The following is a 23445-nucleotide window of genomic DNA, read 5'->3' on the forward strand; positions in this document are numbered from 1 at the left end:
CCATTCACCCGTGGTGAGGGCGATGTCCTCACCCGGCGTCCCAGTCAAGCGAGAAAAACCATGAACAATGCGCTCAAGTTCTACATCGACGGCCAATGGACCGATGCCCGTTCCGGCAACACCCTCGACGTGATCGACCCGTCCACCGAACAGGCGTTCACCACCATTGCCGTGGGCAATGCGGCGGATGTCGAGGATGCGGTCAGCGCCGCGGCCAAAGCCTTCCCGGCATTTTCGCTGACCAGCGTCAGCGAGCGTCTGGCGCTGCTCAAGGAAATCCTGCGGGTGTACAACCTGCGCTACGAAGACCTGGTCAAGGCCGTGAGCCAGGAAATGGGCGCGCCGCTGCATTTCGCCCGTGATGCTCAAATCTGGAGTGGTCGCGCGCACCTGGAATCGACCATCAGCGCCCTGGAAAACTTCCAGTTCAGCGAGTTCCACGGCAGCACCCGGGTGGTCCGCGAAGCGATTGGCGTGTGCGCGCTGATCACGCCGTGGAACTGGCCGCTGAACCAGATCGTCTGCAAGGTCGCGCCGGCCATTGCCGCGGGCTGCACCGTGGTGCTCAAGCCCAGCGAAATCGCGCCGCTGACCGGCATCATCTTTGCCGAGATCTTGCACGAAGCGGGCGTTCCGGCCGGGGTGTTCAACCTGCTCAACGGCACCGGCCCTGACGTCGGTCAGCACCTGGCCAGCCACCCGAACGTCGACATGGTCTCGTTCACCGGCTCCACCCGCGCCGGCATCAGCGTCGCCAAGGCGGCGGCCGATACGGTCAAGCGTGTGGCCCAGGAACTGGGCGGCAAGTCGGCCAACATCCTGCTCGAAGACGCCGATTTCGACGTGGCCGTGGCCAAGGGCGTGCAGGGCTGCTTCTCCAACTCCGGGCAGTCCTGCGATGCGCCGACCCGCATGCTGGTGCCGGCTGCGCAACATGCCCGCGCCCTGGAAATTGCCCGGCAGACCGCCGAGCAACTGGTCACCGGCAGCCCGCTGGAGGCCAGCACCAACCTGGGTCCGGTCATCAGCGAGGCGCAGTTCGCCAAGATCCAGGGCCTGATCGCCACCGGCATCGACGAAGGCGCCACTCTGGTGGCGGGTGGCCTGGGCCGTCCCGAGGGCCTGGAAAAGGGCTACTACGTGCAGCCAACGGTGTTCGGCAACGTCACCCCGCAGATGACCATTGCCCGCGAAGAAATCTTCGGCCCGGTGCTGTCGATCATTCCTTACGAAACCGAAGAGCAGGCCATCGAAATCGCCAACGACACCGTCTATGGCCTGGCGGCCTACGTGCAGTCGACCGATATCGAACACGCCCGCCGCGTAGCGGGGCGCATGCGTGCAGGCTCCGTGTACCTGAACTACCCGAACTGGGACACCTTTGCGCCGTTCGGTGGTTACAAGCAGTCGGGCAACGGCCGTGAATACGCGGGTTGGGGCATTCACGACTTCCTTGAAATCAAGGGCGTGGTGGGTTGGGGCAACCAAGGCTGACCGTCGCTCAGGACGGATCAGTTGGCCGTTGCCATCCCGGGTTGGAGAGGTGCTCGCTGAAAAATTCGGCGAGCGCCTGGACCTTTCTCGGCCGGGTACGCGCCGAGGGTGTTACGAAGTGCAGTCCGCCCTGGGTCATGCTCCAGTGCGGCAGCACCTGCTCAAGACGCCCATCGGCCAGGTATTCGGCCGCGATGAATTCTGGCAGTTCGGCGATCCCCAGGCCCGCCAGCAGTGGCGCAACCAGCGCATCCGAGTTGGTGACGCGCAGGGGGCCGTTGGGCACCACATCCTGTTCAGTGCCATCGGTGTGGGTGAAGCGCCACACCTGACTGCGTGCCCGGTAGGCGTAACTCATGCAGACGTGATCGGACAGCTCCCGTGGATGGTCGGGGCAGCCGTGCTGCGCGAGGTACGTCGGGGAGGCCACCAGATACTGGGTCACCAAACAGATCCGGCGGGCAACCAGCGACGAATCGGGCAGGGCGGCGATGCGCAATGCCGCGTCGAAGCCCTCGGCGACGATGTCGACTGTCGAATCCGATAAATGAAGATCGACTTCCAGCCCTGGATAGCGGGCCAATAGCTCCGGCAACAACGGCGCAACCCAGCGCAGACCGAACGACATCGGCACCGCCAGACGCACCAATCCACGCGGCTGAACCGACAGTTCCTGCGCCGAGCTTTCCATGTCCTCGGCTTCGCGGTAGAGCGCACTGGCCTGTTCGACCAGGCGCAAACCGAACTCGGTCACCGAGAGTTGTCGAGACGTCCGGTTGAACAAGCGACCGCCCAAACGCTCCTCCAGGCGCGCCACCGCTCGGGAAACCGTGGGCACAGAGACGCCCATGGCGCGGGCGGCCGCGGCGTATGAACCTTCCTCAGCCACCTTGGCGAACATCGCCAGTCCTTCGAAGTCCGGAAGTTTTGCCATTTCAATTCTGCAATGATGAGTTTCAAACGATTCTATTTTGAAATCATCTACCGGTCGATAAGCTTCTCCCACAGCCAAACACCACCTGACGGGAGAAACACCATGAGCAAGAAACTTGAAGGCAAAATCGCCCTGGTTACCGGCGGCACTACCGGCATCGGCCTGGCCACCGCCATACGCTTCGCCGAGGAGGGCGCCCACGTTTACATCACCGGTCGCCGCCAGGCAGAACTGGACAAGGCAGTGGCCCTGGTCGGCAACGCCACGGGCATCGCGGTGGACTCCACCCGGCTCGATCAGCTCGATGCGCTGTATGCCCGCATCGGCGAGGCCCACGGTCACCTCGACGTGCTGTTCGCAAACGCCGGCGGTGGTTCCATGCTGCCACTGGGTGAAATCACTGAATCGCACTACGACGAGACCTTTGATCGCAATGTCAAAGGAGTGCTGTTCACCGTGCAGAAGGCCCTGCCGCTGCTGGCGCGAAATGCATCGATCATCCTGACCGGCTCCACGGCGGGTAGCTCCGGTACTGCGGCGTTCAGCGTGTACGCAGCGTCCAAAGCCGCGGTGCGCGCCTTTGCCCGCAACTGGATTCTGGACCTCAAGGACCGTGCGGTCAGGGTCAATACCATCAGCCCGGGCGCGACGCGCACACCGGGCCTGGTTGACCTGGCCGGCCCGGATGCCGGGCAACAACAGGGCTTGCTGGATTACCTGGCGTCACAAGTGCCGCTGGGCCGTGTCGGAGAGCCGGTCGAGATCGCCAACGCTGCGGTGTTCCTGGCCAGCGATGATTCGAGCTTCGTCAACGGCGCGGAGTTGTTTGTCGACGGTGGGCAGGCTCAGGTCTGAACAGGGGTGCTCAGCCGCTGTACGAATGGCGAGTTTGTACTGCGGCTGAAAATAAAGTCGGTTTTAACGACTAATTTGTAAAACAGATCAATCAACTTTACTTGCGGGTTTGCAGGTCCTGCTGAAGTTTATGGCGCACTGTAAAAGTCAGTCTAGTTACCTGTGAATTGGTTATTTTGAGCCGATAAGTTCCGCCTCTATAGTGTGTTGCCATTAAATCTCAATAAGGAAGTTTCATGTTTCAACGCATTGTTCTGGCCTCGGTTCTCATTGCATTGTCCGGGTGTGCCAGCGAGCCACTCCCTCCTGTTCACACCAAGGACCCCGCCAGTTCCACCCTGCAAGGTGACCCGACCCGGCCAGCAGAGGCGAAGTGGTTGCGCACGGAGTTGTATTTCTCGCTGGGGCGAGTAGGGGGCGGAGCACAAGAAGTCATCAGTCCCGCGCAGTGGCAGGCGTTTCTCGACACTGAAGTGACGCCGCGCTTTCCTGCGGGGTTCAGTGTTCTGGATGCCTATGGGCAATGGCGCGACCAGGGCGCGAAGGAACCTGAGCGGCTGTTGACCAAGGTAATTGTGAAGTTGCATGAAGACAATGCGCAGAATGCCGAACGTATCGAGGCTATTCGTCTTGCGTGGAAGCGCGTTACTGGTGATCTTTCTGTGCTGAAGGTGTCTCAGCCTGCGCAGATTTCATTCTGATTGATTGAAGTTGCCGAGTATTAGTCGATAGTTTTTCTGGGTTCTCAAGAGCGAGCGCCGCTTATGCGGCGCTTCGCGAGCAAGCTCGCTCCTACAAGGGGGGTAATGCACCATAGAAACATGTAGGAGTGAGCTTGCTCACGATGCGCTGCGCGAGCGGCGCTGATACTCACTCTAGAAACCGTAGGTCACCTTCGCGTAGTAATAAGCGCCATTACTGCCAAGCGGCGACAGTACGTCATGGGGCAAGTTACCGCCGTAGTTGATATCCGAGTTGGAACGCTCCGGATATTGGTCGGTCAGGTTGTTGGCACCCACGGTCACATCAAACGCCGGGGTGAACTTGTATTGCACTTCCGCATCCAGTTGCCAGTCGGTGCCGTAGGTCTGCTCTGGCTGCGAGTCGCCGAAGTCGAACACCCGGGTGGTCTTGCCATGGCGGGTCAGGCGGCCCAGCAATCCCCAGTGCTGGCTGGTCCAGTTGGCCGAGAGGATGAAGCGGTCCTTGGGCGCGGCGTCGGTCAGGGTGTTGCGTTCCTCGACACCCACCAGTGCATCGTTGCCAATGCCCAGGGCGGTGAGTTGCGACGGGGTGCCCTTGGTCTTGACGACCTTGGTGTCGTTGTAGGTGTAGGCCGTGGTAATGCCCAGTTCCCCTTCCAACAGTGGCTGGTGATAGTTGAGCACCAGTTCCGCGCCGTTGGTGCGGGTGTCGGCGGCGTTGGTGAAGAAGTTGACGTCGTGGACGCCCGCTTGACCAAACTGGTCGTTGATGAACTGTTCAAGGGCGTCGCCGCCGATACGCTGGGACAGGGTGATCCGGTCTTTCACGGCGATATGGAAGATGTCCAGCGACGCATCGAAGCGCTCGCTCAACTGCGCGGTCAGGCCCAGGCTGAAGTTTTTCGAGGTTTCGGGAACCAGCGCTTCAGCGCCCAGTGCCTGTGCGATCGGGTCATTGACCGAGAGCACTTGCACGTCCGTGAGCGTGCCGCCTTCGCCGAAGTTGCTGGTGGTGTGCTGGAAGCCGACCTGCGCCAGCGACGGCGCGCGGAAGTTGTTCGACACCGCGCCGCGCAATGCCCATTGATCGGTGAGGCGATAGCGGCCGCTGAGCTTGCCGGTCAGTTTGCTGCCGGCATCGTCGTAGCGCTCCCAGCGCGTGGCGGCGTCGACAAACAACCGGTCAGTCAGGTCGGCGGACAGCTCGGCATAGGTGCCGAACACATTGCGGTCCAGATCCGCCTCTTCATTGGGACGCAGGCCGTTGGCGCCGTCAGCGCCGCTACCGATGTAGGACGCCGCGTCGCCCGCGGTGGTCAGGTAGTTCTCGTAGCGGTATTCGGCGCCCGCCGCGAACACGAAGGGCCGGTTGGCGATGCGCAGTTCACGGCTGAAGTCGAAGTTGGTCGTGGTCTGGCGCAGCTCGTATTGGCCGGTATCGAAGCGGGTGGGCGAGTCCGCGCCGAGGCTGACGTTGAGGGTGCGCCGTGCGCCTGAATCAAAGTGGTTGCGCCCGTGGGTGATGCTGCTGTCGAAGTCCCAGTCTTCGCCGATCAGGCCTTTGATCCCCGCGGTGGCGGAGAGGTCCTTGTTGGTGCCGAGGGACTGCGGAAGGTAGCCGTTGGGGTAGAACTGCGGTTGTTGGTAGGGGTAGCGGTAGAACTGCGCGCCGGTGGTGTGGCGTTCGTTGAACGTACCGAAGGAATACGCCTTGAGGTCGCCGATCGGCAACGCGCTGTTGAACCACAGGTTGACGTCCCGCGCCGATCCGTCGCCCTTGGCATAGTTGATCTGGCCCGGGGTGTCGGCGAAGGCGTCGAAGCCGGCGCGCTCGGTCGGGTTGCGGTCCTTGTATTCGGCGCCGCCGCGAATGAAGCCGCCATCCTCGCCCAGGCGGGTGCCGATCTTGGCCGTGGTGATGGTGTTCTGGCCGTCGGTGGTGGTTTTGTCGATGGCGTCCTGGTGCGTATGGTAAGCGCCGAAGGTGCTGGAGACTTCACCGCCTTCCGGCGCGTCATCGAGGATGATGTTGATCACCCCGGCGATGGCGTCCGAGCCATATTGCGCGCCGGCGCCGTCGCGCAGCACTTCGATGCGCTTGATCGCACTGATGGGAATGGAGTTGAAGTCGACCGGCGCGGTGCCGCGACCGGTTTTCGATGAGTCGCTGACCAGCGCCGAAGTGTGGCGGCGCTTGCCGTTGACCAACACCAGCACCTGGTCAGGGCTCATGCCACGCAGCTGCGCGGCCCGTATATGGTCGGCACCGCCGGAGTTCGACTGACGCGGCATGCTGAATGACGGCAGCAAGGTCTGCAGCGCCTGGCCCAGTTCGCCGTTGCTGGCACCGGTGGCCTTGAGGTCTTGTGCGGTCAGCACATCCACCGGCACCGGGGAATCGAGCACGGTACGTGACGTGCCGCGGGTACCCGTCACCAGCACGGTATCCAGTCGACTTGCCTCCTCCACGGCCCCCGTAGGTTCATCGGCCTGAACGTTCATTTGCGTCAATGCCGAAACGACGGCGACAGCGAGGATTGAAAGGCGGTGATGCATGAAACAGCTCCTTGTATAAGTGCGAGGGCCGTCATGGCGTGCAAGTTGGGCTTTATACGAAATCGTAAACAGCCTGATGCTGCCAATAACCAGACACGGCACTGCACTTTGCATTATTGATTTGAAGTGAACATGTGAGTCGGTGCGACTTCACAATAATCACGCACTACCTGCACATGTGCGCGCAAGGGCAGTCAGGTAGTGCGTAAAGTTGGCAGTTCAAACATTACCCAAGTGCGGGATAGATGCAAAAGAACATTTTTCACACTGATTAGAACCCGCAGCCGATAATGACCGGCTTTCAACACATACTGTTGTGCCGGCAACAGTAGTGTCGTTAGTGCAACAGGGCTTTCAAGTTGCAAGTTGCAGTTTTGCGGAGCTTATAGGGTCTTTTAGTGCATGCCTTAGTTGTCTTTTGGTATCCACGCCGGACGGGCAATATCAGCGGCATCGCCAAACGCCGGCAGTTTCTTTGCCAGGTCGCGAACGTTCTTTACATCCAGGTCCAGTAACTGCTGACGGGTAATCAGTGTCGGCGGCACCAGCAGGCGGGGCCCTGGGTTCTCACCGGCAATCAGCATTGCCAGGCTACGCACGCTGATGGCGCCGGCGACTTGCGGGTTGACGGCGGCGGTGGCGACCCAGGCACTGTGGGGCTCTTTCATGATCTGGATATCGGCCGTGGAGATATCGGCGCTGTAGATTTTCACCTGCGACCCCAGTCCCGCTTCGTCCACGGCGATCTTCGCGCCTTTGGCGAACTCGTCGAAGGGGGCAAAAATCACGCTGATGTCCGGGTTGGCCCGCAGCACGGCGCTGGCCTGGTCGGCCACCGAGTTGGCAATCGGCGCATTGAGCGTGCCGAAGCGGGCTTTTTCCACCACGCCGGGATTGTCTTGTTTGACCTGGCGCCAGACTTCGTCGCGACGCTCCATCGGGGTGAAACCGCTGATGTAGACGTAGCCGGCATTGAAGGTCGAGCCGTTGTCGGCGATGGCTTTGTCCAAGGCCAGGCGGGCCAGCGCATGGTGGTCCTGCTCGATCTGGGTGACCTTGGGGTTGTTCAGGTCAACGTCGAACGCCACGACCTTGATGCCCTTGGCAATCGCCTTGTCGACCGCGTCACCTAGGGTTTCGGGCAGCCCCAGTTGGACGATGATCCCATCGACCCCGAGATCGATCGCCTGCTCGATCAGTTCTCGTTGCCGCGAGGCTTGTTGCCGGGCATCGAACACCCGCAGCGTCACGCCCAGCGACGCGGCCTGTTTCTCGACCCCTTGCAGGTAGGCTTCGGGGAAATCCCCGGAAAACAGGTAGCCGACCAGCGCGATCTGCACCTTGCCTTCATTGAACGGCGCGGGGGCGCCCGGCAGCGCCGCAGCCTGGGCCTGCCAGGCCAGGCCGAGCAAGCCGACGGTCAGGTAACGAACAGCGTCTTTGAACAAAGGGTGCATAGAGGGTCCTTGCGGGTAGATGAAATGCGGTTTCAGCGCGCCCGATGGGCCAGACCGAAGGTGAAGATCAGGGCCAGTACCAGGACCAGACCCTTGACGAAATCCTGTGCGTAATAAGGCGCGTTGAGCATGCTCAGGCCATTGAGCAAGGTGGCCACCAGCAGGGCTCCGGCCAGGGTGCCGAAGGCGTTGGGCTTTTTCGCGCCGAGCACGGCAAAGCCGATCAGCGCGGCGCCCAGGGCGTCGAGCACCAGGCCGTTGCCGGAACTGACATCACCGCGACCGAGGCGGGCGGCCAGCAACAGTCCGCCTGCAGACGCCAGCAGTGCCGACACCACGTAGGCCAGCAATTTGTAGCGCTGGACCGGGGCCCCGGCCAGGCGCGCGGCCTGTTCGTTGCCGCCGATGGCGTAGAACAGCCGTCCGATCCGCGTGCGCTCCAGAAACAGCCAGACGGCCAGCGCCACCAGCGCCGTGATCACTACCGGAATCGGTACGGTGTCCCACAGCCGGCCACGCCCGATGGCGAGAAACACCGCGCTGAATTCACCCTCGGTTTCGCGGCCATTGGGCAGGGTCATGCCCACGGCGATCGAGCGCCCGCCGGTAGGGATCAACTGCACGCCGATAATCAGGAACATGCTGCCCAAGGTCGCGAGGATGTCGGGGATGCGCAGCTTGACGATCAACCAGCCGTTCAGCAGACCGACCAGGGCACCGCCCGCCAGGCTGATGACGATGGCAGACAGCGCGTCCCACTCCAGCACCACCATCACATAGCTGGCGATCATCAGGCTCATGGCGGCCACGGCACCGATCGACAGGTCCAGTCCGCCGACGGCCATGGTCAGCGTCACACCGAGGGCCAGCAAGGCGACGATCGACACCGACTGCAGGATCAGGAACAGGTTGTTCACCCGCATGAACGCGGGCTCGGCAACGCTGAATACGACGACGATCACCGCCAGCACCAGTAGCAGGCCGTAACGAATCAATATTTCCAGCCCACGCTGGAACGGGGCCGGCGCGCTGTGCGACGGGGAAAGCGAATCAGACACTCGCGGTACTCCTTGGCGATGTAGGGGATGCAACAACCGGCGGTGCTTCAACTTCGTTGCGGGCCAACTGCGCCACCAGCGCCGTGCGCGACAGCTCGGCGCGGGGGTACTGCGCGACCACGGCAAAGTTGCGCACCACCAGAATGTGGTCGGCGATGTCCAGGGCTTCGTCGATATCGGCGCAGATCACCAGCGTTGCTCGGCCTTCGGCGCTTTCACGCAACAGTTGGCCGATATCGCGGCGGGCGCGGACATCGACGCCCTGGAAGGGCTCGTCGAGAATCAGCACGCGGGCGCCGCCCAGCAGCCAGCGACCGAGGATGACCTTCTGCTGGTTGCCGCCGGACAGCGCTTCCATCGGCAGGTCGATGCCAGCGGTCTTGATTCCCAGCGCCGTCACGTGTTCCTCGACCGATGCCGCTTCGGCGCGGGCGTTGATAAATCCGGCGCGGGTGAAGCGCTCCAGGAAAGGCAGGGTGAGGGTCTTGCGCACTGAAAAGCCGGGGACCAGCGAGCCGTTCGCCCGGTCTTCAGCGGCGTAGAACACCCCGGAGCGAACCGCTTGGCGTGGTGACTCCGGGTTCCAGGCGACACCGTCCAGATGCAGGGTGCCGCTCGCCGGGCGGCGCAAGCCGAACAGCAGCTCGGCGATTTCGCTTTTGCCCGCGCCAAGCAGCCCGGTGATGGCAACCACCTGATGCTCATGCAGGGTCAGATCAAAGGGCGGGGTGTGCGGCGCAACGCGGGCGCCGCGCAGGCTCAGCACCTCGCGCCCCGGCGCCCTTGGCACGAAGGGCCGGGTTTCGATCGCTTCGCCTAGCATGGCCTGAATCGCGTCGGGCAGTTGCGACGCGGCGAATTCCCCGGCCAGCCGGCCGTCGCGCAGGACCACCAGACGTTGGGCAACACGCTGCAAGTCGGACAGCCGATGGGAGATGTAGATAATCGCTACGCCGCGCTCGCGCAGCCGGTCGATCAGGGCAAACAGGCGCTGCGCTTCGGTGTCCGAGAGCGCCGCGGTGGGTTCGTCGAGAATCAGCAACCGTGGCTGCAAGGCGAGGGCCCTGGCCAGGATCACAAGCTGGCGTTCGGCCTGGCCGAGACGCTCGATGGGCTCGTGCAACGGCAGGTCCAGCTCCAGCCCGGCGGCGATAACGGCGGCCCGCGCGGCCAGGCGCTTGCGGCTGACCCACCAGCGCGCCTGCGGCAGGCACAGTTCGTCCAGCACCAGGTTTTCCGCGACGCTCAAACCGGGGGCAATACCGTCATTGACGTGCTGGTGCACCGCAACGATCCCAACCCTGCGGGCAGCGAGCGGCGAGGTGAAATGCTGCAAGCGGCCCTGCACCCAGAGTTCGCCGGCGTCATGGGGTTGGCTGCCGGCGAGAATCTTGACCAGGGTGGATTTGCCGGCGCCATTGGCGCCCAGTAACGCGACAACTTCGCCAGGGAGAATCTGTAGATCAACCTGATCGAGCGCGTGGTTAGCCGCAAAGGTTTTACTCAGGCCACGTACCCGGACAAGCGGTTCGGGTAGCGCGGCCATTGGAAGTGTCATGCTGTAATTCCGGACAAACTGAGGTGGGATTAGTTCGTGTTCGCAAAAGTTGACTCCGGGATTAAATTCACTAACGCAAACAAAATCAACTAACCTGATCGCATAGAAAAAGTTTTTTAGTTATAAGCCATCAGCAACTTCAATTTCACTGTTCAGGGGCCAACACTTGAGCAACAAAGTGTTGGTGCAACGACAGGCGTGCAGGGTTGCGCAGCGCGCTAGTGCCTCAAGCCTGGCGTAATGATTTATTGTCCGGGAGTGCTTTTAAAGAAATAGCTTTCCTTGTTTATAGCGTAAGCAATGGCCGACTAGTGGGCGCATGTTTTTTCGGCGTGGCATGTTGATTGCAATCTGCTGTGTGAGGCGGTAACGGTGATTTCAAAATAAAGTTGATCGTGATTCCGATTTTTTCAAATACATCATCGAACTGCCCCTCTCCCAGTAGTAACCGCTGAACTTTGTGGTTGCGCAACATCATTCGCTGTATTGCATTGAGTCGCCAGTGAGGGCGGCTTGGCACATGAACCCACCAGGAAAAAATAATGAGTTCGACACTTTCTCCCGATCCGACCTACGCAGACTTGCACCAGCGCTTTGCCGAGGTGTTCGCCCGCATTGCCGACACCGCCGTTGCCCGCGAGCAGCAGCGTGAACTCGCCTTTGAGCCGGTCAAGTGGTTGCGTGAAGCCCGTTTCGGCGCCCTGCGGGTACCGGTCGCACAAGGCGGACTGGGCGCGACCCTGCCGCAGCTTTTTCGCCTGTTGATCGAACTCGGGGAGGCGGACTCCAACTTGCCGCAGATCTTCCGGGCGCATTTCGGTTTCGTGGAGGGGCGGTTGTCCAGCCGTGACCGGGCATCGCAGGACTATTGGTTGTCCAAGGTGGCCGATGGTCAGCTCTGGGGCGCTGCCATGGCTGAGCGCAGCAGCACCACCGGCAATTCGGTTGTGCTCAGCCCTGTCAGTGCGGGATCGGCAACGGCCGGCTGGCAACTGGATGGCGAGAAGTATTACTGCACGGGAACCCTGTACGCGGACTGGATCGCCGCCGTCGCGCTGGAGGGCGAGGACTTTGTCAGCGTCGCGGTGCCGACCGATGCCCAGGGTGTATCGGTGGTGGATGACTGGGACGGTTTCGGCCAGCGCCTCACCGGCAGCGGCACCACGCGGTTTGCTGCGGTAGCGGTGCCGGAACAGCACATCATTCGCCGCTTCAAGAAAGACGAGGTTCGCGCCGAGTCGTATCTCACCGCGTTCTATCAGCTGTTCCATCTTGCAGCCCTGGCCGGGATCGCCAATGCGGTGCTGCGCGATGCCACCGAGTTCGTCAAGGGGCGCACCCGCGCGTTCGGCTTCCCGGGACATGCCAGCCCCAAGGACGATCCGCTGGTGCAGCGGGTTATCGGGCGTCTTTCAAGCCTGGCCTATTCGGCTGAGACCCAGGTGCTGGCAGTCGCCGGGATTGTCCAGGAGGTGTACGAGGCGGAGCAGGGCGGTTACGCCCAGGAGCACCATTACACCGAAGCCGAAGTTCGCACCTTCCAGGTTCAGCAGATCATTCTGGGCCAGGTGCTGGAGGCCACGACGTTGCTGTTCGAAGTGGGTGGTGCTTCGGCCACCAGTGAAACCCGGCGTTTCGACCGTCACTGGCGCAATGCCCGCACGCTGGCCTCGCATAACCCGGCGATCTACCGCGAGCGGGTGCTGGGCAACTACTACCTGAATGGCGTCACTCCGGACGCCGCCTGGCTTGCCCAGCAAGCCGCCGATACGACCGGCGCCCGCGACGAGGCGAGCGCGGTATGAGTAGCGCAAACAACGGCAACCAACGTAGCGGCCAGATGAGCCTGGGCATGAACATGCTGGGTTTCGGCGCGCACCTGGGCGCCTGGCGCAAAGCCGAACTCGCCGCCACGGCTCACCTGGATATCGAGCATTACCAGCACATCGCGCGGCTGTCCGAGCGTGGCTGTCTCGACGCGGTGTTTCTCGCCGACTGGTCAGCCCTGGCGGGCGACGTGTCCAACCAGCCGGTCGGCCATCTGGACCCGGCCATCGTGCTGACCGCCGTCGCCGCCGCCACCCAGCGTATCGGCGTGATCGCCACGTCCTCGACCACCTACAACGAGCCGTACAACATCGCGCGGCGTTTTGCCTCGCTGGACCATGTCAGCCGCGGCCGGGCGGCCTGGAACGCGGTGACCAACGCCAGCGACGACGCCGCGCAGAACTTCGGCCTGGGCGGCGCGCCGCTGCATGTCGACCGTTATGCGCGGGCCGACGAGTTCATCGATGTCACCCTGAAGCTGTGGGATAGCTGGGAAGACGACGCGATCATCGGCGATGCCCGCACCGGGCAATTTGCCGATCCGCGAAAGGTCCGTGCCATTGATTTCGTCGGCCAGCATTTCTCGGTCAAAGGGCCGTTGAACGTGCCGCGCTCGGCCCAGGGTCGTCCGGTGCTGGTGCAGGCGGGTTCGTCGGAGGGCGGCAAGGCCCTCGGTTCACGCTATGCCGATGCGATCTTCACCACCCAGACGACACTGGACGCCGGCCAGCAGTTTTACCGGGAAATGAAAGAGCGGGCGGTGCGCTGGGGGCGCAACCCCGAGCACCTGAAGATCATGCCGGGGCTGTCCACTGTGATCGGTAGTACCGAAGCCGAGGCCCAGGCACGTTTCGACGACCTCAATGCCTGGCATGGCGAGCACGGCTTGCTCGATCTGGTGGCGGGTCGGTTCGGCATCCCGGCGAGTGAGCTCGACCCGGATGCGCCGCTGCCGTGGGACCGCATCGGCGCGGTGGCGGACTTCGAGCGCGGCTCGCAAGGCTTCCTCGAAGCGCAACTGAACCTGGCCCGCCAGGAGAACCTCAGCGTTCGCCAGCTTTCCCGACGCATCCTGGTGGGCCATCGCCTGGTGGTCGGCACGCCCGAGCAGGTGGCCGATACGCTCGCCGAGTGGTTCCTGGCCCATGCCGCCGATGGCTTCAACATCATGCCGGACATGTTCCCGTCCGGTGTCGAGGCGTTTGTCGATGAGGTCGTGCCGCTGCTGCGCAAGCGCGGGCTGTTCCGTCATGAATACACCGGCAGCACGCTGCGCGAGCACCTTGGCCTGCCGTTCCCCGTCAACCAGTACCGTCCGCGCTCCTGAGCACCGGCGACAAGGATTCAGCATGCGTTATCGCCAATTGGGCCGCAGCGGCATCGAAGTGAGCGTTCTGGGGCTGGGCACCATGACCTGGGGCCATCAGAACAGCGAACGCGACGCTCACCAGCAAATCGAGCTGGCACTCGCCGAAGGCATCAACCTGATCGACACCGCCGAGATGTACCCGACGCCGACCAGCGCCGAGACCTGGCGCACCACCGAGCGTTACATCGGCAACTGGCTCGCCGCTAGCGGCCGCCGCGCCGAGGTGGTGTTGGCCAGCAAAGTCGCCGGACCGGCCAACGGGCTTCAGAGCCAGCAACATATCCGTGGCGGACTGAGCCGGCATGACCGGCGCAACATCGTCGAAGCCCTCGACGGCAGTCTCGAGCGTTTACGCACGGACTACCTGGATGTGTACCAGTTGCACTGGCCCGACCGTAAAACCACCACCTTCGGTCAGCGCGAGTACGTGTACCAGGGCGATGCCGAGAGCGTTGCCATCGAAGAAACCCTCAGTGTGCTGGCAGAGCAGGTGCGCGCCGGCAAGGTCCGGCACATCGGCGTCTCCAACGAAACGCCGTGGGGCGTCGCCGAATTCCTCAAGCAGAGCGAGCGCCTGGGGCTGCCGCGCATTGTCAGCGTGCAGAATCCCTACAGCCTGCTCAACCGGCTGTTCGAAGGCGGTTTGTCCGAGTTCAGCGACCGTGAAGGCGTAAGTCTGCTGGCGTATTCGCCGCTGGCCTTCGGCGCGTTGACCGGCAAATACCTCAATGGCGCTCGCCCCGAGGGCTCGCGGCTGTCGGCGGTGTACCGGTCGTTCAACCGCTATGACAGCCGCTCGGCGCAGGAGGCCATTGCCGGCTATGTGGACATCGCCCGGCAGCATGGGCTGACGCCGGCGCAACTGGCGCTGGCCTTTGTCATCGACAAGCCCTTCGTCGCCAGCGCGCTGACGGGGCAAACCAGCCTGGCCCAGCTCAGAGAAAACCTCGGTGCGCTGGGGGTCACGCTGAGTGACGAGATAAAGGCGCAGATCCAGGCGATTCACCAGCAGATTCCGAACCCTGCGCCATGAACCCGCGCACCCACTCTTTACGCGAGACCTTGAACAAGGAACTGTCATGAACAGCGTGTCCGCCGTACCCCCGACCGTCACCCTGGAGCAGCTCAACGCCCGTATCGATCAACTGCTTCCCGCCATCGGCGCCCGTGCTTCGCAGCGCGAACGCGACCGGCAACTGCCTTACGAGGCCGTCGCCCAGCTCGCCAAGGCCGGCCTGTTCACCGCACGTATTCCGGTCAGCCACGGTGGTGCCGGCGCATCGGTGAAAGACGTGATTGCCTTGCTGATCCGCATCGCCTCGGTCGACTCCAACGTGGCGCAGGCGCTGCGGCCCGGCTTCGGCTTCCTCGAAGGCCTGTTGGCCTCGACCGCCGACGGCGCCGAGGCCGAGCGCGAGCGCTGGTTCGCCCGCTATCTGCAAGGCGCCGTGATCGGTAATGCTGGCTGGGAAGTGGGCGGCGCCAGCGGCACGATCAGCGCCAGGATCGTTGCTGAAGGCGATCACTACCGAGCCACCGGCAGCAAGTTCTACAGCACCGGCGCGCTGTACGCCGACTGGATCAGTGCGATGGCACTGGATGACAATGAACAGCCGGTGACCTTCATCATTCCCAGCGATCGCCAGGGCCTGGAACTGCTCGACGACTTTGATGCGATGGGGCAGCGCCTGACGGCAAGCGGCACCACGCACCTGCACGAAGTGGTGGTCCATCGCGACGAGATCTGCACGCGGATTGTCGAAGAAGGCAAGCGCACGATCGTCACGCCGTTCCTGCAATTGTTCCTGGCCGCCGTTCAGGCGGGTATTGCGCGCAACGCGCTGAATGACGCGGTGAACTTCACCAACCAGCACGCGCGGCCGATCAAACACAGCTCGGCCAGCCGTTCGGTGGACGATCCGTATGTGCAATTCAGTGTCGGGGAAGTCTCGGCCCGCGCATTTACCGCCGAGGCGGTGGTCCTGCGGGCGGCTGAAACGATCGACCGGGCGTGGGCCAGCAGGCTTGACACGCGGGTGGTGGATCAGGCCGCCGTGGATGTTGCCCAGGCGCAGTACATTGCTGCCGAGTCGGCATTGAAAGCCGCGGAGTTGATCTTTGATGTGGGCGGTGCCTCCACTACAGGACGGACGCACAACCTGGATCGGCATTGGCGCAACGCCCGTACCGTTGCCAACCACAACCCACGGCAATGGAAAGCGGCCGCAGTGGGCGCCTGGCAACTGAGCGGAACGCCACCGCCAATGTCCGGACTGTTCTGACCGTCCCGCCAGCGCTGAGCTATTACCGCTGGCGGACCGCCCGTTTTACTGGTAGGAAGTGCAACCCTTACCAATCGTTGTCTGAAGAATGAATCGTCCGCTGTTTGTCACGCTCGATGGCCCCAAGGGCACCGGAAAAACCACCCTGTTGGAGGCCGTCACCAAAGCACTGAGGGCCGACAACAGGAAAGTGGTCCGGCTTTGCGAGAAGAAAAGCGACCCTTACCGGGGTGAGACGATGGCCCTCGTCAACCAGCTCGTCAGAAATCCCGACCGTGATTTGGAATTGAGGGTTTGTCAGCGCCTGGCGGATAGCCGCGCCTGGATTTCCCAACACGTTCTGCCTGAACAGCCAGCGGACAGCATCATCCTGATGGACCGCTGGTACCCGTCTGACGCCGCGTTTCGCCGGCTGGTCCCGTTTGCCGAAATCCTCCAGTTGAACATTGCTCGACACGTGCAAGTGCCGGATCTGCATGTCGGGGTTGTTACCGACCCTGATATTTCATGGCAGAGAGCGGCGGCTCGATCGCGTGGGCTGGGCAGTACGCTGATTCACAGGTTGGAAGAGCATGTTGCTTGTACCGAGGCATTCGAGCGCGCAGTGGCGGATAACGGTTGGGTGTTATGCCGTAATGAGGGAAGCATTGAGGACGCAACGAGGCAGGTGGTTTCCGAGATACAGGGCGTGCTGCGGCGATAGATGGATAAATCTGCTGCCAATACCCTGACACCCCGTGAAGACATCTGCCTCACAATGAAGGTCGGCCTCACACGGATCAGCAGCCTTGTGGCATCTCCCCGCGAGCCAGGCGTGCATTGATCTCGGCGATCACCGCCGGCAATTCAGCGATAGTGTCGATCAGGTAATGGGGGCGCGAGCCCTCGAATAATTGACCGATCCTCAGGCGCTCCTGTTCCAGTTGCGCCTCGGGCAGCGCCTTGTACTGCTCGTACGTCAGGCCAAGGGCGTTGCCCGAACAGCTCAGGGCCACGGTCCACATCCCGGCGCTGCGACCTTCGAGGATCCCCGGGCAGGTGTCGTCCACCTTGACGCAGGCCGCCACGTCGCTGATGCCCAGGGCGATGACGTTGGCCAGGGCCTGCGCGGGCCAGGGGCGACCGTTGGGGACTTCATCGGTGGCCACCACGTGGTCGGCGACATAGCCGTTGCCCAGCGCCAGGGCCACCACTTTTTCCATCACCACCGCCGGGTAACCCGAGCAGGAGCCGATTTTCAGCCCTTGCCGGCGCAGTTGGTCGATGGCTTCCAGCGCGCCGGGAATCAGTGCCGAGTGATCGGCGATTTTCTCGATCTGGAGCGGCATGAAGCGCTCGTAGATGGCGGTCACGTCTTCGTCGGTCGGCCGGTGGCCGAAAGCGGCTTCGTAGCGTTCGGCGATGGCCGGGTTATCGCACAAGGTGCGGATATGGTCCCACTTGCCCATGCCCATCGGGCCGCGGGCTTCTTCCAGGCTGACCTGGATGCCGAACTCGGCGAAGGCCTCGACGAAGATCTGGGTCGGCGCGAAGGAGCCGAAATCCACGACGGTGCCTGCCCAATCGAGAATGGCGGCTTGCAGTTGCTTTGGCGGTTGGTAGTTCATGGCGTTGTTCCAGAGAGTGAAAGAGGAATGGCGTGTCAGGAGTTGGGTGAACCAATGAAATTGCGGCCGCGAGCCCCCTGCATGGCGAAATCGATGATCGCGTCGGCTTCGGTGGCAGATACGCCGTAGTCTTCGAATTCGGTCTTGACGCCGAGGCGCTGGAGGAAGTCGCGCAAGCGGCGCTGGGCGTCGGGCAGGTCGCAGCCGAAGACTTTTTGCAGGGTCCGGTCGCGCCCGGCGTCGCGGCCCCAGGCCAGGCCCAGCACGCGCGGCAGGGTGAAGGAGCAGGCGATGCCGTGGGGCAGGCCGTGGCGCAGGGTCATTTCATAGGAAATGGAGTGGGCCAGGGCGGTCTTGGTATTGGAGAAGGCCATCCCGGCCTTGAGCGCGGCCAGGGCCATGCGGGCGCGCAGTTCGCGGTTGCCGAGGTCGTGGTGCAGGCGCGGCAGGCAGTCGGGGATGTCTTCGATGGCCGACACCGCGAAGCTGTCCGAGAGCGGGTTGGCGTTGACGTTCCAGATCGATTCCAGCGCGTGGGACAACGCATCCAGTCCGGTGGAGACCGTCACGCCGGCAGGCACGGTGAGCATCAAGTCGGGGTCGATGATCGCGGCCTTGGGCCAGGTGCACTCCAGGTGCAGGGAGTATTTCTTCTGCTGAGCGGTATCCCACAGGGTTGCCCAGGGCGTGACTTCACTGCCGGTACCGGCCGTGGTCGGGGCGGCGATCAGCGTCTTGTGCCGGGCCGTGACAAACGGTTTGCCGCTGGCCAGCAGGTCCAGCAGTTCGTCGAAACGGCCGGAAGCGGTGCCGACGATCAGTGCTTTGGCGGTATCGATGGCGCTGCCGCCACCCAGGGCCAGCACCGTGTCGCAGTCGGCGTGTTCGGCCCAGAAGCCTTGGTGCATGTCGCGCAGCCAGGCTACGTCGGGGTTGGGTTGTACGTTGTCGATCACGCAGGCCAGGCGCTCGCCGAGCAGATCGCGGACCCGCTCCACTAGCCCCAGTTGCGCGGCTTCAGGGAAGGTCACCAGGGCGACCTTGCCCTGGCACAGATCGGCGATCCGCTCAAGGCTGCCAGCGCCGAAGACGGTGGTGACCGGGTTGTAGTAACAGGCGGGCATTGCAGTGGCTCCAGGCATGAGTCTGCCCGTCGCGCGCCCGAAGGGACGCACGTGGCAGGGAAAGATGAACAGGGTGGAATCAGTGGCGGCCGTTGCCCTGAATGGCTTTGCGCAGGCGGGTCGAGACTAGGTCAGCGAGCACCACCATCAGCGTGATAACGAGGATGCAGGTGGCGGTTTCCTGGTACTTGAACAGCTTGAGGCTGCTCACCAGTTCGAAGCCCAGGCCACCGGCACCGACCATGCCCAGCACCGTGGCGGCACGCAGGTTGACCTCGAAGCGATAAAGCACCACGGCGATCCAGGCGGTGATCACTTGCGGCAACACGCCGAAGGCGATCACCTGCAACGGCCGCGCTCCGGTGGCCTGCAAGGCTTCGATCGGGCCCTGGTCGATTTCCTCGATGCTCTCGGCGAAGAATTTGCCGAGCATGCCCACGCCATGCAGCGCCAGGGCCAGCACGCCAGGGAAGGGGCCCAGGCCGACCGCCGAAACGAACACCAACGCCAGGATCAGTTCGTTGATGCTGCGGATCACGTTGAGCAGTTGCCGGGTGCCTTGGTACAGCCAGCGGTTGCTGTGCAGGTTACGCGCGGCAAGAAAGCCCAGCGGCACGGCACCGATGATGCCCAGCAGGGTGCCCCACAAGGCGATCTGCAGGGTTTCCATCGCCGGCCGCCAGAGGCTGGGCAGGATGCTCATGTCAGGCGGAATCGAACGGCCGATGAAATCACCGATCTGTGGCAGGCCGTTGGCCAGTTCGCTCCAGCTCAGTTGCGCGCCCTCGGCGCTCCAGTGCAGCACGCAGAGTGCCGCCAGCAGCAGGGCGCCGCTGCTCAGCCAGCCACGGGTGCTGGTGGGGGTGTTGACCAGCCATTGATGACTTTGCGGGTTCATGCTCAGGCTCCTGTGCCGCTGGAAAGCGCGGTGCGGGCGGTGGCCAGCGGCGCGTGCGGCTCGCTGGTCGTGGGGCTGTGGTAGATGCGCTGGAGGGCAGCATCGTCCAGTTCGTCGGGGCGTCCGTCGAACACCATCCGGCCGCTGGCCAGGCCGACGATGCGGTCGCCGAACTCACGGGCCAGGTCCACCTGATGCAGGTTGCACACCACGGTGATGCCGAGGCTGCGGGTCGCATCGCGCAGGTAATGCATCACCAGGTGAGCGGTTTTCGGGTCGAGGCTGGCCACCGGCTCATCGGCGAGTATCACCTTGGGCCGCTGGGCCAGCGCCCGGGCAATGCCGACCCGCTGCATCTGCCCGCCGGACAGCGAGTCGGTGCGGGCGCCGGCCTTGTGCTCCAGTTCAACCCGGCGCAGGCAGTCCCGAGCCAGTTCTACATCCTCGCGGCGAAACAGTTGCAGCAGTGAGGTGAGGGTGCCGGTGTAGCCGAGGCGGCCGGTGAGTACGTTTTTCAACACCGAGAGGCGCGGCACCACGTTGTGATGCTGAAAGATCATCGCCACCCGCCGACGCAGCTCACGCTGGTCGCGGCCACGCATGGCGTTGACGCCGGCCACTTCCAACTGGCCGCTGTCGGCCTTGGCCAGACGGTTCATGCAGCGCAGCAAGGTCGACTTGCCGGCGCCGGACTGACCGAGGATCACCACGAACTCGCCGGCCCGAACCTCCAGGTCGATGCCCCGCAGCACCGGGTTGTCGGCGTAATCCTTGGTCAGTTGTTCGACGCGAATCATTTCAGGCCCTTCAGGTCGAGGTCGAGCACCTTGGCGGTATCGCGCACCACGTCATAGGCGGCGTCGGAGGTGGGCTGGAAGCCGTTGAGCATGCCCTGGTCGCCCCATGGCACATCCTTGATGGCGGCAAAGGCGGTGCGCAGCTTGCCTTGCAACTCGGGGTCGAGGTTCTTGCGCCAGACCATCGGCGACTCGGGGATGTCCTGGGAGGTCCAGACCACCTGGAAGTCTTCCTTTTTCACCTGACCACTGTTCACTGCGCCGGCGAGGATGCGGTCGGCGACGGCAGCGGCATCCACCTTTCGGTTTTCCACGGCGAGGATGCTGGCGTCATGGGAGCCGGAGAAGATCACCCGGGAAAACAGCGCTTTCGGGTCGTGGCCGGATTGTTCCAGGCCCGCTTTGGGGAACAGGTGGCCGGAGGCCGAGCTTGGATCGACGAAGGCGAAGGTGCGGCCCTTGAGGTCGTCGAGGCTGCGAATGCCGCTGTCCTGCCGGGCGACGATCAGGCTGTGGTAGGCGCTGGTGCCGGTCTTCTTGGTCACCGCCACGGCGAACGCCTCGGCGCCGGCCACCTTGTTGGCCAGGACATAAGAGAAGGGCCCGAGATAGGCAACATCCAGCTTGCCGGCGCGCAGTGCTTCGATCACGCCGTTGTAGTCGGTGGCCACGAACGGCTTGACCGGAATGCCCAGGCGCTCCTGAAGCTGGTCGATGACCAACTGGCTGCTCTTGATCATGGCCTGCGAGTCCTCGGACGGGATCAGGCCGATTGTGAGGGTTTGCTGGGCCTGCACGGCGGGCGCGAGCAGCAGCGGCAGCAGGGCGAGGCGGGCAGAGCGGAACAGGCGGGTGAGGGTGGTCATGGCAGTACCGGAGTGGTTGTTGTCGGTAACGCCAAAGTAGGGCTGTCATGTGACAGTCACCCCATCAATTCAATATGGGTTTTAACGCCAAACCATTCAAAGGATCTATGGATGTCCACCGCCCGCCTGCGCACCTTTCTCGCCGTTGCCCGCCATGCCAGCTTCAGTGCCGGGGCCAGAGCCCTCGGCTTGAGCCAGCCGACCGCTACTAATCAGATCCAGGGCCTGGAGCGGGAATTCAACGTCGAACTCTTTCATCGCCGCGGCCGGCGTATCGAAGTGACGGCGGTGGGCCGTGCCTTGCTGCCCATCGCCCAGCAGATGTCGATGCTCGAATCCGAGGCGTTCAACCTGCTGCGTGACTCCGGCAAGCTCAATCGGGGTCAGTTGAAAATCGGCGCGGTGGGGCCGTTTCATGTGATCGAAATGGTTGACCGTTACCGGCAGGAGTACCCGCAGATCGACGTATCGATCCGGGTCGGCAACTCGGCGTCGGTGCTGGCAGACCTGGAAAACTACGTGACCGATATCGGCGTGCTGGCGGGGCTGCAGGATGATCCAGCCTTTGTCGTCGAGCGCTATGCGCGGCATTCGGTGATTCTGTTCGCCCATGTCGATCACCCTCTGGCGCGGCATGACGAAGTGCCCTTGCAGGCCCTGCAGGGACAGCCGCTATTGCGGCGCGAACAGGGCTCCACGACGCGGCTTGCATTGGAGCGAGCACTGGATGCCGCGGAGGTGACCCCGCGAATCGCCATGGAAATTGGCAGCCGTGAGGCGCTGCGCGAAGCGGTTATTCGCGGGATCGGGGTTGGGGCCGTGTCGGAGGCGGAGTACATCGCCGACCCGCAGTTGAAAGCGATCAGGATTGTCGGCGATCCGGTGTATACCGAGACGTTTCTGTATTACCTGGCGGAGCGGCGCAGTAGCCAGGTCATTGCTTCGTTTCAGCAGTGCTTGAAGGCTGCGGGGGGCAGGAGAGGCGCGGGCTAGCGCAGCCTCTCCGCAGGGTGGACGCTCAATTCCCTCGGTAGGTAGAGAAACCGTACGGGCTGAGCAGTAAGGGGATGTGATAGTGCGCAAGGGTACCGTCTACCTCGAAAATGACCGGTACCTCTGGAAAGAAACTTGCGACGTTGTGAGCCTTGAACCATTCACCGGTTTTGAAGGTGACACGGTAGGTGCCTTTCTCCAGGGCCTTACCCTCGGGATAGAGCCCGGGAATACGACCTTGCTCGTTGGTCGCTGCGCTGTTGAGCCTATTCCAGTTCTTGCCGTCCTGTTTTTCCAACGTGACATTTACGCCCGGAGACGGCAAACCATCCTGCAAGTTGAGTACATGCACGCTGAGCGGGTTTCCTGCCGCTAATGCCAGTGTCGATACGACACTCAATACAAGGCCCGCGAAGAAAGTTTTCAATAAAGTCATGATGAAGTCCTTAGTTTTTAACGGCAGGTAAAACTTTGTTGATAGCGGTTAATGCGCAACCCTCATCGAATGCTGCTCCACCAGCACCGGCCACTCCGATAGCGCCAATGACTTGCCCTTCAAACACCAACGGCACGCCGCCGCCCAGCAGCAATAGCTCATCCAGGGTGTTGAGGTTTTCAGCGTCGGGCGTACTGCGAGCACGCTCTGCCAATAGCCGTGTTGGCGTCTTGGTCGACAGGGCGGTATAGGCCTTGCGTTGGGCGGCTAATGTGTTGTGCGGGCCAACGTTATCGTCGCGCTGCAGGGCTACCAGATTTCCACCGCGGTCGACGATTGCAGCAACACCCGTGCGGCCATCGGCATGGCATGCGGACAGTGCGGCATCCAGCAAATCATTGGCCATTGCCAGTGACACGTCGCTGCGCTGCACAACTTGATTCGGGGCTGCAACGGCGAGTGCAGAGCTCATTGCGAGTGATATCAGCAATGAGCTCGATAGGCTTATACGCATACTTTTTCCTTTGTTTTGTCTGGCTGATTCATCGAACGAGATGATGACCAGTGCGCTCGCTCAGAATGATTGCCTGATGATTACGAAGATGTAATGTGCCAACACGGGCGGGCGCG

The 23445-nt window shown here is 62.8% G+C and carries 21 protein-coding genes; 9 read left to right on the forward strand and 12 right to left on the reverse strand.

Annotated features, from left to right (window positions below; genetic code table 11):
* Positions 1 to 60: 60 nt before the first annotated feature.
* A complete protein-coding gene (locus HWV67_RS05620) occupies positions 61 to 1494 on the forward strand; it encodes an aldehyde dehydrogenase family protein (RefSeq protein ID WP_110971583.1) in 1434 nt (477 codons plus the stop codon).
* 7 nt (positions 1495 to 1501) lie between these two features.
* On the opposite strand, the gene HWV67_RS05625 is transcribed toward HWV67_RS05620, so the two are convergent.
* The gene (locus HWV67_RS05625) at positions 1502 to 2428 is read right to left on the reverse strand and encodes a LysR family transcriptional regulator (protein WP_175650293.1); all 927 of its coding nucleotides are present in this window, start codon (positions 2426 to 2428) and stop codon (positions 1502 to 1504) included.
* Between the two features lie 102 nt (positions 2429 to 2530).
* Between HWV67_RS05625 and HWV67_RS05630 the strand changes: the two genes are divergently transcribed.
* Complete coding sequence (locus HWV67_RS05630) at positions 2531 to 3283, forward strand: SDR family NAD(P)-dependent oxidoreductase (protein WP_110971585.1); 753 nt, start codon at positions 2531 to 2533, stop codon at positions 3281 to 3283.
* 236 nt (positions 3284 to 3519) lie between these two features.
* Positions 3520 to 3984, forward strand: a complete 465-nt coding sequence (locus HWV67_RS05635; protein WP_110971587.1) for a DUF3574 domain-containing protein — start codon at positions 3520 to 3522, stop codon at positions 3982 to 3984.
* A gap of 174 nt (positions 3985 to 4158) precedes the next feature.
* On the opposite strand, the gene HWV67_RS05640 is transcribed toward HWV67_RS05635, so the two are convergent.
* The 4 genes from HWV67_RS05640 to HWV67_RS05655 all read right to left on the reverse strand — a co-directional run bounded on the left by HWV67_RS05640 (position 4159) and on the right by HWV67_RS05655 (position 10616).
* Positions 4159 to 6543 (reverse strand): TonB-dependent receptor plug domain-containing protein, encoded by a 2385-nt coding sequence (locus HWV67_RS05640; protein WP_175650294.1) that lies wholly within the window; start codon positions 6541 to 6543, stop codon positions 4159 to 4161.
* Between the two features lie 407 nt (positions 6544 to 6950).
* On the reverse strand, positions 6951 to 8000 hold the full coding sequence (locus HWV67_RS05645) for a substrate-binding domain-containing protein (protein WP_175650295.1): 1050 nt from the start codon (positions 7998 to 8000) through the stop codon (positions 6951 to 6953).
* Positions 8001 to 8032: 32 nt separating this feature from the next.
* The gene (locus tag HWV67_RS05650) at positions 8033 to 9058 is read right to left on the reverse strand and encodes an ABC transporter permease (protein ID WP_175650296.1); all 1026 of its coding nucleotides are present in this window, start codon (positions 9056 to 9058) and stop codon (positions 8033 to 8035) included.
* Positions 9051 to 10616, reverse strand: a complete 1566-nt coding sequence (locus tag HWV67_RS05655; protein ID WP_175650297.1) for a sugar ABC transporter ATP-binding protein — start codon at positions 10614 to 10616, stop codon at positions 9051 to 9053. Before HWV67_RS05655 ends, HWV67_RS05650 begins: the two co-directional genes overlap by 8 nt.
* 542 nt (positions 10617 to 11158) lie before the next feature.
* Here HWV67_RS05655 and HWV67_RS05660 point away from each other — a divergent pair.
* The 5 genes from HWV67_RS05660 to HWV67_RS05680 all read left to right on the forward strand — a co-directional run bounded on the left by HWV67_RS05660 (position 11159) and on the right by HWV67_RS05680 (position 16797).
* Positions 11159 to 12421, forward strand: coding sequence for an acyl-CoA dehydrogenase (locus tag HWV67_RS05660; RefSeq protein WP_175650298.1), 1263 nt, complete (start codon positions 11159 to 11161; stop codon positions 12419 to 12421).
* On the forward strand, positions 12418 to 13770 hold the full coding sequence (locus HWV67_RS05665; RefSeq protein ID WP_175650299.1) for an LLM class flavin-dependent oxidoreductase: 1353 nt from the start codon (positions 12418 to 12420) through the stop codon (positions 13768 to 13770). Before HWV67_RS05660 ends, HWV67_RS05665 begins: the two co-directional genes overlap by 4 nt.
* Before the next feature lie 22 nt (positions 13771 to 13792).
* Positions 13793 to 14845: an NADP(H)-dependent aldo-keto reductase gene (locus tag HWV67_RS05670; RefSeq protein WP_175650300.1), complete on the forward strand. Its 1053-nt coding sequence runs from the start codon at positions 13793 to 13795 to the stop codon at positions 14843 to 14845.
* Between the two features lie 46 nt (positions 14846 to 14891).
* Positions 14892 to 16094 carry an acyl-CoA dehydrogenase family protein gene (locus HWV67_RS05675; protein WP_175650301.1) on the forward strand — a complete coding sequence of 401 codons (1203 nt, stop codon included), beginning with the start codon at positions 14892 to 14894 and terminating at the stop codon, positions 16092 to 16094.
* Positions 16095 to 16182: 88 nt separating this feature from the next.
* Complete coding sequence (locus HWV67_RS05680) at positions 16183 to 16797, forward strand: dTMP kinase (RefSeq protein ID WP_175650302.1); 615 nt, start codon at positions 16183 to 16185, stop codon at positions 16795 to 16797.
* Between the two features lie 76 nt (positions 16798 to 16873).
* Here HWV67_RS05680 and phnX read toward each other — a convergent pair whose 3' ends face one another.
* The 5 genes from phnX to phnD form a co-directional block, all read right to left on the reverse strand.
* Positions 16874 to 17701 (reverse strand): phosphonoacetaldehyde hydrolase, encoded by an 828-nt coding sequence (gene phnX / locus HWV67_RS05685; protein ID WP_175650303.1) that lies wholly within the window; start codon positions 17699 to 17701, stop codon positions 16874 to 16876.
* 35 nt (positions 17702 to 17736) lie between these two features.
* Complete coding sequence (gene psrA, locus HWV67_RS05690; protein ID WP_175650304.1) at positions 17737 to 18825, reverse strand: iron-containing alcohol dehydrogenase PsrA; 1089 nt, start codon at positions 18823 to 18825, stop codon at positions 17737 to 17739.
* A gap of 79 nt (positions 18826 to 18904) precedes the next feature.
* Complete coding sequence (phnE, locus tag HWV67_RS05695) at positions 18905 to 19723, reverse strand: phosphonate ABC transporter, permease protein PhnE (protein WP_175650305.1); 819 nt, start codon at positions 19721 to 19723, stop codon at positions 18905 to 18907.
* Positions 19724 to 19725: 2 nt separating this feature from the next.
* On the reverse strand, positions 19726 to 20520 hold the full coding sequence (phnC, locus tag HWV67_RS05700) for a phosphonate ABC transporter ATP-binding protein (protein ID WP_175650306.1): 795 nt from the start codon (positions 20518 to 20520) through the stop codon (positions 19726 to 19728).
* On the reverse strand, positions 20517 to 21386 hold the full coding sequence (phnD, locus tag HWV67_RS05705) for a phosphonate ABC transporter substrate-binding protein (RefSeq protein ID WP_175650307.1): 870 nt from the start codon (positions 21384 to 21386) through the stop codon (positions 20517 to 20519). Before phnD ends, phnC begins: the two co-directional genes overlap by 4 nt.
* 111 nt (positions 21387 to 21497) lie before the next feature.
* On the opposite strand from phnD, the gene HWV67_RS05710 reads away from it, so the two are divergent.
* Positions 21498 to 22379 (forward strand): LysR substrate-binding domain-containing protein, encoded by an 882-nt coding sequence (locus tag HWV67_RS05710; RefSeq protein ID WP_175650308.1) that lies wholly within the window; start codon positions 21498 to 21500, stop codon positions 22377 to 22379.
* 25 nt (positions 22380 to 22404) lie between these two features.
* Here HWV67_RS05710 and uraH read toward each other — a convergent pair whose 3' ends face one another.
* Together uraH and HWV67_RS05720 are read right to left on the reverse strand one after the other, a co-directional pair.
* Positions 22405 to 22815 (reverse strand): hydroxyisourate hydrolase, encoded by a 411-nt coding sequence (gene uraH, locus HWV67_RS05715; RefSeq protein ID WP_175650309.1) that lies wholly within the window; start codon positions 22813 to 22815, stop codon positions 22405 to 22407.
* 10 nt (positions 22816 to 22825) lie between these two features.
* Complete coding sequence (locus HWV67_RS05720) at positions 22826 to 23329, reverse strand: GlcG/HbpS family heme-binding protein (protein ID WP_175650310.1); 504 nt, start codon at positions 23327 to 23329, stop codon at positions 22826 to 22828.
* Positions 23330 to 23445 lie beyond the last annotated feature (116 nt).

This window comes from Pseudomonas sp. Marseille-P9899 (genome assembly GCF_903166565.1).
GTDB lineage: Bacteria > Pseudomonadota > Gammaproteobacteria > Pseudomonadales > Pseudomonadaceae > Aquipseudomonas > Aquipseudomonas huaxiensis.